We start from the raw sequence: 10,100 nt of genomic DNA on the forward strand, positions 1-10,100 counted from the left end.
GCCATGGTGTTTGGGAGTGGGGAGATGGGGAGATGGGGAGATGGGGAGATGGGGAGATGGGGAGATGGGGAGATGGGGAGATGGGGAGATGGGGAGATGGGGAGATGGGGAGATGGGGAGATGGCTAATTGCTAGGGAAGCAACCGTTAACCTTCAACCAACCTGCAACCTGCAACCTACAATCTGCAACCTACAACCTGCAACCTGCAACCTGAAACCTGCAACCTGAAACCTTAAACCTGAAACCTTAAACCTGCAACCTGGAAGCTTCAACCAAAACCGTTCACCCTTCCTAGGATACTCTTGAATGTTCTCATCAAAAAACCCGGTCAAGACCGGGAAAATTGCTGAAAAACCAATCAACTTACCAAAGCTTGGCTTTATTACAAAAAATCGTGGAATGGTTGGAAGCCCTATCTATGAACGAGGGCTGAGCCGACCCTTGATGACCTTTAGAGGGAAAAGAGAAAACACTCCCACACCTTGTACCCTTTTTTGATATCCTAGAAGGTCATCAATTGTTAACATTCCCAGACTTGGGTCAGCTTAGACACCGTCTATCTAACTATCGGATAATGTTACAGGTTAGGGGGCAAGCCGCATAAACCGGAGTCTGGATCAGATCAGGCTCGCCATGTAGCCAATTTAACCAACTAACTTCCTTAGGATGAACCCCCTTAAAGGTTAAGACTCCTGCACCTAATATCACTGCTAAAACATTTACTCCAATCAAACTCCCTGCTACTAGTAATACAGCACTAACCGGCAGAATCGATTGTAGAGCGATCGCTAACAGAGAGCCAGCGGTAACCATTAATACAATCAACGGAAAACCGACAACCAGTAAGCAAACTGCCAAGGTAAATGCCCAAATTAAAAAGCTTTTGACCACTGCTAATGAATCAGTTTGTGTAAAGCTTTGACTTGTGGTTAATGCCATGGTGTTTTCTCCAGTAATCATTAAAAAAAAATGAATTGACAGTGTCTGCCCTTACTTGACAGGGTCTGTCCTTGAGTAAATTCTTTGATTTGAAATTTTCTAGGTGAATTTCAGTATAGGTAAAATTTTGATGAAGATGAACCTTTTGTCAAAAAAGTTTACAGTCAACTCGTCCGACCTATGTATCAAAATTGTTACAATCGTTAAAAGCCGGAAATTATTGGTTATCTTAAAGAGAGACCGATAATCTACCATTAGACAGATGAACCAATTTTTCATCGCTGATACATAGACCGAAATAAGCCCAATCAGTTATAGCGTTATAGTTAATAGTTAGAGTTATGGAAATTCCCACAAGCCAAAACCCCGGTTTAAAAACGCGGGGTTTTGGCTCGCCGCGAGTTTAGTCGCCTAGACACAATTTTGCAAAAAAAGGTTGACAATACCTTCGCGCTAGGGTATTAGTTAGATATGGGTACAGGCTGCAAATCCGTTCGCGTAGCGTGGCCTTTGGCCTTGGCGCAACCGGGAGAGAGACCCGCCACTGCAAGGGCGTTAAAGAAGAAATGCCCGGAGGGTAGGGAAAATCCTCCTTAAACACCCAATCATCAACTAACAATTGGTGTGTGAACCCAGCAAGATCACATTTTGACAAAAAAACGGTACGGCGGGGTTAGAAGTTACCGTAAGAAGAGTGGAGCCTTTAAGGGTTACAGGCTATGCATAAAAGGGTTAAAACTTTTTTATTAAGGCTCCACTCTTCTTACGGTTTCGTCTCCGGCACGCCGAAACCAGGTGAAACAGGGAAGCAACGGACTTCATAAGGCACTTCTCAAAAAGTAACTGAACGCTTAAGGAGACTAGCCCGCTGGGTATGCACGTAAACTGAACTAGGATCTTGGTTTTGACGGGATTTCGGTTTAGGTATTGCCGCAAGGATACGTTCGCGAAGCGTCGCCTACGGCGAAAGGTTTAAGGCCGGTCGTAGATCTAAGAATCCCCGTCTTTTTAAAGCGGGGAGTGTCAAATAGACCGAATCAGTTATAGAGATAAGTTATAGAGTCCCAAGAACAAGAAAAGGAGCTAGGGTCACCGAATCGGATCAGGATGGGTGAGGGGTTGACTCTGATTTGCTTAACATTTGTTATAATTTGCTTAATATATATTATCCAAATTGAGGAGTTTTCTCATATTAAGCATAATTACTGATAATTACGCTTAATTACTCATATTAGGTATTTGTGATTAGGAGTTACCCCCCGTCCCTTGGTCAACCCTCATCTTAGGGGTGCTTTGAATATTAGGGGCGCTTTGCTTGCGCCCTCACGGATTGCGCCCCGCCCTCACGCTGATATTAAATCTAGTTTTGAGCAGGGGAGAAGGTTTTAGAGTTTTTGCTGCTTACTCAAAAATAAACAATCACAAACAATAACAAACAATTAGATGGTGACAGCTGACCAATTTAAAAAAATAGTGCTATTAACACATCACCTCATCACCATTTATAGCTCGAAGAAATGAAATTGGTGTATAGGGTTTCTTATACTTATCAGGTACACTCAAATTTCTTACCCCGACTCCCGACTCCCTCGGTGCGCTCTTCTTCGTCGAATTAAATTAGCCACGGGTCGCACCGCTCCCGACTCCCTACTGCCATTAACCCAAGACGAAAATCCCTTACCTACGGTAGAACTGTTATAAGTTATAATCAACCCTAACTGTTGGGAAAACTTTAAGTAAGAGTTTGTAAAATAAATTCTCGTAGCCCAACTGTAGTTGGTAGTTGAAAGATGACAGATCAACAGCCCTCACCCCGCATTGCACCAGCACCACCGCCTTTGAATATAGCGTCTAGAGCAGCATCTGCTCAAGGCAATCAATCGAGACCTGCACAACCAAGAGCCATGGCTCCAAGAAGCAGTCAAGCCGGTGCCGCAGTAGCCTCACGCCCTCGCCCTGTGCCCACAACAGGTCAGAATTCAGCCACTAACGTCCAAGCAAAACCATCCGCCAATCAGCACCAGAAGAAACCCCATAGCATCGGTCTGCCCCCTGGACAGTCAAGCTTAGAAAGCATTGTCCGTGAGGCCTTTGAGAAAGGAGTGTCTGATATTCATCTAGGTGTTGGTGAAACTCCCCGTTTCCGGAGTCGCGGTGAAATGGAGCCAACCCAATATCCACTCACAGATCACGCAACATTTAACTGTTGGCTCAAGGAAGTAATGAGTGATGAGGAAATCCGGCGCTTTAGAGAAGAGTTGGAATTTGATGGGGCAACTCAGTACGAGTTTAGTCGGGTCAGGATTAATGTCTTCGATAGCCTTCTTGGTCCTGCAATGGTCTTGCGGATTATTCCCCTAAAGATATTGACCCTTGAGGAGTTGCGGTTACCAGGAATCCTGAAAGATGTCTGTCACTACCATAAAGGTCTCATTTTGGTCACTGGTCCCACAGGTTCGGGAAAATCTACCAGCATGGCCGCCATGATCGACTATATGAACAAAGATATGGCGCGGCATATAATTACCATTGAAGACCCGATTGAATTTATCCACCAAAGTCGCAAATCTCTGGTTAAACAGCGGGAAGTAGGAATGCATACCCGTAAATTTGACCGGGCATTGAAAGCCGCTTTGCGGGAAGACCCTGATGTGATTCTGATTGGGGAAATGCGAGATCGAGAAACAGTCAATACAGCTCTCAAGGCTGCTCAAACTGGTCACTTGGTCATGGGTACTTTGCATACCAACAGTGCAGTGAAAACCATTGAGCGGATTCTCAATCTCTACAATCCAGAAGAACAGGCTCCCATGCGGGTGGCCATATCAGAAGCCCTAGTAGGAGTCATTTCCCAAGGGTTGTGCCGTACTACCGATGGCAAGCGTGCTGCGTTTCATGACATCCTGATTAATACTGAATCTATTAAGGATTACATCCTCAAGGGCAAATACGAAGAAATTGAACAACTGATGGCGGCCAGTGAATTTGACGGTATGGTTACCGTAAATAAATCCTTGTTCGCTCTTTACCAAGAGGGGCGTATTACTGAGGAAACTGCCTTAGAAAAGTCACCCACTCCCAACGAGATCGCAATGATGTTGCGCGGTCGGATCTAGGGATTAGTCACCCTTGTATTAGGGATTAGGAATTAGGGCTCAAGACTTAACTCCTAAAACCTAACCCCTAAGACCTAAAACCTAACCCTAAAACCTAACACTTATAAACTCAAAAATAACACTTATCATCTAAAAAGTAAAACCTTAAGTATCAAACTCAATTGACGACATAGTACTAGCATATGCTGGATGAAACCCCCTCTCCCCAACTGTTTAAAGGTATTGCTATATTTACACCAGGGGAAGATCTAGTGTATAGCATTGACTTTAATAAGCAGAGTCACTGGCACCTGCATCTGTGTGCGAGTTTACAGGAAATACTGGGGTTACCAGAGCCACCTCATTTTTTAGTCCCTGGATATACTGCCACCATTGATCGGTGGATTGACCCTCAAACCAATCAGTTGCGTATGTCAGCAGAAATTCATTGGTTGGTGCAACATCATCAGGCATTGTTAAATGCAGTATTTGGCACTGACAACCTGATTTGGCAAGTAGCCCCTTGGGAGGAAGAGTCCTGTGACCCGGCGGTGCTAGAAACTTATCGCAATCAGTTTCCCCAACTCTGGCAAAACCATGACTTGATCCTGCGCATTGACCGCCCAGAGCCATTATCCTACTCTGATACAGAAGAGGTTTTGCCAGAAAGGGTTACTAAGCAAAACTCTGGGAGATGGCCATCTCAAGAGCATTTGAGAGCTATGGAAAAGCTGCCGGGTTTATCTAAGTCTGCCACTGATAGTACAGACTCACTGACTGCTACCGATGTCACCAAACCTGATTCTTTATCCAGGATTTCCCTGCCTGATGTGTCTCACTCCCAGGCACAACCTACCCATAGCTATGTCCTGCGTTTGTTCGTTTCCGGACATAGTTCAGAGACTGAGTATACTCTCAAGAGTCTATACCAGTTGTTAGAGAATCATTTAGGTCATCCCTATACCCTAAAAATTATTGATGTTTTCAAGCACCCAGAACTGGCAGAAACTGATCAGATCTCGGCTACACCAACACTACTCAGAGTATGGCCCGAGCCTGTCCGGCGGATTATCGGTGATTTGAATGATATTGATCAGGTATTGCAGAGATTAACCAGCAATATAGTTGACTCCTCAGCACTTCAGCAATAAGCTTTTAATAGGTAAGAGGTAAGAGGTAATAGGTAATAGGTAAGAGGTAATAGGTAATAGGTAATAGGTAATAGGTAATATAGCAGTTATCAATTTGGTATTGAGAACTGCTATATGTCCTTTTGTTGTTACTTTTGTTTAGCAGCAGCTTTATTCTTGGTCTTTTTAGTCTTTTTGCTAGCATTTGCCGCTTTTTTAGCCGCTTTGGCCGCAGCGATCGCTTTTAACCGAGCTTCTTCTTTTTCCTGGGCAATCTTTTCGAGATAGTAGTGGTAATCTCCTAGATAGGTACAGAATTCGCCATCCCGGATTTCTACTATTTTGTTGGCCACTTTCGAGATAAAATAGCGGTCGTGGGAAACAATAATTACTGTACCATCATAGGTACCGAGTGCTTCCTCCAACATTTCTTTGGCTGGGATATCCAGGTGATTAGTCGGCTCATCCAGAATTAGTAAATTAGCGGGAGCAAGGAGCATTTTGGCTAAGGCCAGGCGGGCTTTTTCCCCTCCACTAAGGGACTCAACCTTTTTATATACCGTGTCCCCAGTAAACAGAAACCGTCCCAATAGGGTACGCACTTCCTGATTTTTCCAGTCTGGGACTTCATCATGGATGGTTTCCATGACCGTTTTGCTTAATTCTAGGGCTTCTGCTTGATTCTGCTCAAAGTAACCAGGAATGACATTGTGTTTGCCCAGTGTTACTATTCCTTCTGTGGACTGTTCCATTCCCATGATCATCCGGAGTAAGGTGGATTTACCGGAACCATTGGGACCGATGAAGGCTATGCGATCGCCCCGTTCAATCAACAAGTCTGCTCCCAGAAATAAAATCTTGTCATCATAGTCATGGACTAAATCCTTGATTTTGACTACCTCAACACCACTACGCGGGGCAGGAGGGAATTGGAATTTCAGGGTTTTGAGATTAGCAGTGGGGGCTTCTATCCGTTCAGTTTTTTCTAATTGTTTCTCTCGGCTTTTGGCTTGGGTAGACCGGGTTGCACTAGCACGGAAACGCTCAATAAAGGCTTGCTGCTTTTCTATTTCCTTTTGTTGACGCTCGTAGCTACTCAGTTGAGCTGCCTGCATCTCGGCTTTCTGCTGGAGATAAGCTGAGTAATTGCCTAGGTAGGTAGTCGAGACACCCCGTTCGGTTTCCACAATTTGGGTGCAGAGGCGGTCAAGAAACTCCCGGTCGTGAGATACTATTACCATTGGGGTCTTCAGACCCTTGAGATACTTTTCCAACCATTCGATGGTTTCCAAGTCAAGATGGTTAGTCGGCTCGTCCATTAGTAGGACGTCTGGCTTCTGGAGCAGGATTTTGCCTAAACTCATGCGCATTTGCCAGCCACCACTGAAAGCACTCACTAAGCGATCGCTATCCTGTGGCTCAAATCCCATCTCCGGCAAGATCTTGTCAATTTTTGCTTGTAAGCCATAACCATCAAGGGCTTCAAATTGGCGCTGCAACCTATCTAGCTTTCTAATCAGTCCTTCCAATTCTGCTTCATCAGCCATTTCCATGGCGTTTTGCACTTGTAGGATTTCCTCGTTTACCTGGTTAGCTTCCTTAAATACCGTCCAGAATTCTGCTGAAACCGTGCGGGTTGGGTCTACTTCAAATTCTTGGGTGAGGTAAGCGATATGAAGACTGGCAGGACGGATAACAACACCACTGGTGGGTTCCATCTCTCCAGCAATAATTTTTAGTTGGGTAGATTTCCCGGCACCGTTGACGCCAACTAAGCCAATGCGATCGCCTGGTTTAACTTCCCAGTTGACATCCTTTAGAACTTCGCCAGTGGGGTATACTTTACTAATGTGTTCGAGTCGCAGCATTAAGATGTCTCCAAGGAAAATTTTAGCTGGGGACTTTTAGTCCTGATCCCAAGTTGCTGTCGGGTTGACTAGAGAAGTTTGGCTGACAGGGATTCCCCTGTTCCTTTGACCATTAGTCCTTCTCAGTTTTCCCATCTACAGCAGATTATCCCTGGAAACCGCCACCTACAGTAGACCTCTTGCATCAATGGTGCCAAGCCCCGATTATCCCCTGTCGTGATCATGCTCTACACCCGTGACCCCTAACATTGCGGTGCGCGCACCGTTGGGCAGAATTTAATTTGGGGGACTTCCACTCCCATTCCCTGAAAAATTGGGGGGCTAGGGCGTGTCTTCTTGCCTCGGAGATCCCCCATTATCCCCCTTAAACAAGGGGGACTTTGAGTATGGCTCCCCCCTTAATAAGGGGGGTTGGGGGGGATCATAATCTTGCGGAAAACTTTGAAAACACGCCCTAGGGGGCAAAAACCAGATTGATGCAAGAAGTCTAGTGATAGAGTTTACGATCCAGGATGTTTTTGCTCATCGTAACAAAAATTCATGATGACTGTAGTCGATAAGAAGACAACAACCGTTACTTCCCGGACTTCCCAACCTACCCGCGCCCGGCCTTAAACCTCAACCTGGAAGTAAACATCCACCATGTTGATAGTGTTACCGTTCAACACAGCAGTACTATGCTCACCATGAATATTGCCCATAGCATCAGTGCTGAAGACATTGGTGTAAGCTGTATTTAGGTCAGTGATGCCCTTAGACTCAAGGGAAAGTAGCTCACCTTGGTCAGTGATACCGTTTTCGTTGCTGTCTTGCCAGACCTTCAGTTCCCCAAACAGAGCATCATCTTGATTGACTAAGCCGTCGCCATTAGAGTCGAAGGAAGCAAGTTTGGCAAAGCCGTCACCGACACCGCCACCGAATAGTTCCGCACGGGAGCTGATTTCACCGTCGCCATCATTGTCAATGGCCAGGAAGCCATCTTCTCCAGAAAGCCAACCAGTGTTAACCTTGCCGCCGGAGTTAACCATGTCGAACTCAACCCCTTTCTCAATACTTAGGGTTTGAATCCCGTCACCATTTAGGTCAAAGGCAATAGGTGAGTAGACAGCGTAGTTGTCTATGATCTCAATTGTCTTGTGACCAGTGTTCACATCATTGTCGCCGATCTTATCAATGGTGAGGCTGAAGTCCTCTGTACTTTCAGTGGCTGTGATCCCAGAAAAAGACTTACCAAACTGGATTTCCTTGAGAGCATCAATGGTGAAGGAATTAGAGGTATCGCTGCCAGCATCAATCTTGACCACAAGGTGATTGCCCTCGGCTCCAGATACTTGGAAGTCATCGGTCAGACTGTCCACGCCTACCGGTAACTCATAAAGGCTTCCAGAGAAACCAGTGTAACCAACATTCCAGGCATCTCCGGCTTGAGAACGGTCGGTATCAATTGCTGTGTACAATTGACCTTCTTCGCCAAGTTGGACATTGGAGGTAACTGGATTGCTTAGGTAGTCAACCCGATCTAACCTGAAGCCGTCGGCTAGGTTCGCTGTCCCGTTGTTGATTTTAATCGTCACATAAGTGTCTTCATCAACCACACCATCTAGCTTGACTTGATAATGAGCGTTACTGCCTTCAGTGATTTGGCTTGAACCAACAATGGTGCCAGTGTTAGGTACAGGGTTCGGTTGAATATCCACAGTTACTGTAGCAGTATCAGTACCACCGTTACCATCGCTGATCTCGTAGGTGAAGCTCTCGTTACCCACAAAGCCAGCATTGGGAGTAAAGCTGAGTTCTCCATTATTCAGCAAGGTGACCGAACCATTGTTAGTATTGATGGTTTCACCAGTACTGATAGACTGACCATTCAAGGAAATAACCGAAATAGCATCCCCATCGGGGTCAGAGTCATTGGCTAAGGCATTGATAGTGACAGGGGTGTTAACAAAGGTGCTGTCGCTGTCATTCACCGCATCAGGAGGAGAATTCGGGGTAGGCAACGGATTCACCATCACCGAGAGATCTTTATCGGTAAATGCCCCATCCAAGTCAGTTACTTGTACTTTGAGATTGTACTTGTTGTCACCATCGTGATCAAGGGGATTATCAAAGTTGGGAGCATCTTTGAAAGAGAGCTCCCCTGTATCTTGATCAATGTTGAATAAGTCTTGATCCGGACCACCGACAATCGAGTATTGTAGCCCTTGGGCTTCAGCATCGTAATCATCAGTGGCATTGATATCAATTACGTTGATGTCATCCTCGATAATAGGGATAATACCATTCTGAGGCAGATTGCTGAATTCAGGTGCTTCGTTAATCAGCTTGTCCGGGTTAACTGTAAACAACCAATCAGAATCAGGGATGTATTCTTCAGCATTGGAGTGCTTCAACCAACCCCAGCCAGAAATCCCATCAAAGTTGCGATGACCCTGATCATTGGTTTCATTCCCAAGCTGGAAACTGAAATCCTTCTGGCCAGCGTAGTCACTCAGATCAAATTTAAGCTGCTTACCATACAGTTGCTTGATAGTACCTGTATTTTGTCCAGCGAAGTTCTTATCGACAAATAAATCATCATCATCACTGATTTGGTTAACGTGATCCTGATGGTAAGTAAAGTCAATTTGCCACAAACCATCGGTATCATCGTAGTCGTCAGATTTGTCGAAGTTGTCTTTTGCATCTAAGTTAGCAAAAGCCGTACCAAAGATCCGGATTTTGTTTCCATTCACACTCATCCGCATATTGGCATCAGGATGTTCGAAGTTAAACAGGCTGAAGTCACCTTCACCGCTTTGCAAGTCATCACGCAACAAGCCAGTCATAACTAGACCATAAGGACTGCCATCCTTATAATGAATACCATTACCATCTGGGTGATTGGAAAGTTGGTAAGTGCCATCTTGTAGAATCGGGACTGATCCAGAAGGAGTTAGGTCTACCAAGCCAGCATCAACTTCATGGTTAATTTCCCCAGCCTCTAAGGTAATCACATCTGTCATACCAGTGCTGGGATCAATAACGTCAGAATCTTTTGACTCCTGATTACCAACATTGGCAGTGG

The 10,100-nt window shown here is 45.3% G+C and carries 6 protein-coding genes; 3 read left to right on the forward strand and 3 right to left on the reverse strand.

Annotation, left to right across the window (positions count from 1 at the left end; genetic code table 11):
• Positions 1 to 40: 40 nt before the first annotated feature.
• Positions 41 to 229 (forward strand): hypothetical protein, encoded by a 189-nt coding sequence (locus tag F6J99_RS34975; protein WP_293120061.1) that lies wholly within the window; start codon positions 41 to 43, stop codon positions 227 to 229.
• Between the two features lie 336 nt (positions 230 to 565).
• On the opposite strand, the gene F6J99_RS34980 is transcribed toward F6J99_RS34975, so the two are convergent.
• A complete protein-coding gene (locus F6J99_RS34980; protein WP_070396775.1) occupies positions 566 to 940 on the reverse strand; it encodes a hypothetical protein in 375 nt (124 codons plus the stop codon).
• A 1,790-nt stretch (positions 941 to 2,730) separates the two neighbouring features.
• Between F6J99_RS34980 and F6J99_RS34985 the strand changes: the two genes are divergently transcribed.
• Both F6J99_RS34985 and F6J99_RS34990 read left to right on the forward strand, forming a co-directional pair.
• On the forward strand, positions 2,731 to 4,056 hold the full coding sequence (locus F6J99_RS34985) for a type IV pilus twitching motility protein PilT (protein ID WP_293073641.1): 1,326 nt from the start codon (positions 2,731 to 2,733) through the stop codon (positions 4,054 to 4,056).
• Positions 4,057 to 4,238: 182 nt separating this feature from the next.
• Positions 4,239 to 5,186, forward strand: coding sequence for a circadian clock KaiB family protein (locus F6J99_RS34990; protein ID WP_293120063.1), 948 nt, complete (start codon positions 4,239 to 4,241; stop codon positions 5,184 to 5,186).
• A gap of 128 nt (positions 5,187 to 5,314) precedes the next feature.
• Here F6J99_RS34990 and F6J99_RS34995 read toward each other — a convergent pair whose 3' ends face one another.
• Positions 5,315 to 7,033, reverse strand: a complete 1,719-nt coding sequence (locus F6J99_RS34995) for an ABC-F family ATP-binding cassette domain-containing protein (protein WP_293120065.1) — start codon at positions 7,031 to 7,033, stop codon at positions 5,315 to 5,317.
• 611 nt (positions 7,034 to 7,644) lie between these two features.
• Positions 7,645 to 10,100, reverse strand: a 2,456-nt coding sequence (locus F6J99_RS35000; protein ID WP_293120067.1) for an Ig-like domain-containing protein, incomplete at its 5' end; no start/stop codon positions are given.

This window comes from Moorena sp. SIO4G3 (assembly GCF_010692305.1).
Lineage (GTDB): Bacteria > Cyanobacteriota > Cyanobacteriia > Cyanobacteriales > Coleofasciculaceae > Moorena > Moorena producens_A.

Coding starts and splice junctions, on each gene's coding strand:
- F6J99_RS34995 (WP_293120065.1), bottom strand. CDS start 7,033: ATGCTGCGACTCGAACACATTAGTAAAGTATACCCCACTGGCGAAGTT.
- F6J99_RS34990 (WP_293120063.1), top strand. CDS start 4,239: ATGCTGGATGAAACCCCCTCTCCCCAACTGTTTAAAGGTATTGCTATA.
- F6J99_RS34980 (WP_070396775.1), bottom strand. CDS start 940: ATGGCATTAACCACAAGTCAAAGCTTTACACAAACTGATTCATTAGCA.
- F6J99_RS34985 (WP_293073641.1), top strand. CDS start 2,731: ATGACAGATCAACAGCCCTCACCCCGCATTGCACCAGCACCACCGCCT.
- F6J99_RS34975 (WP_293120061.1), top strand. CDS start 41: ATGGGGAGATGGGGAGATGGGGAGATGGGGAGATGGGGAGATGGGGAG.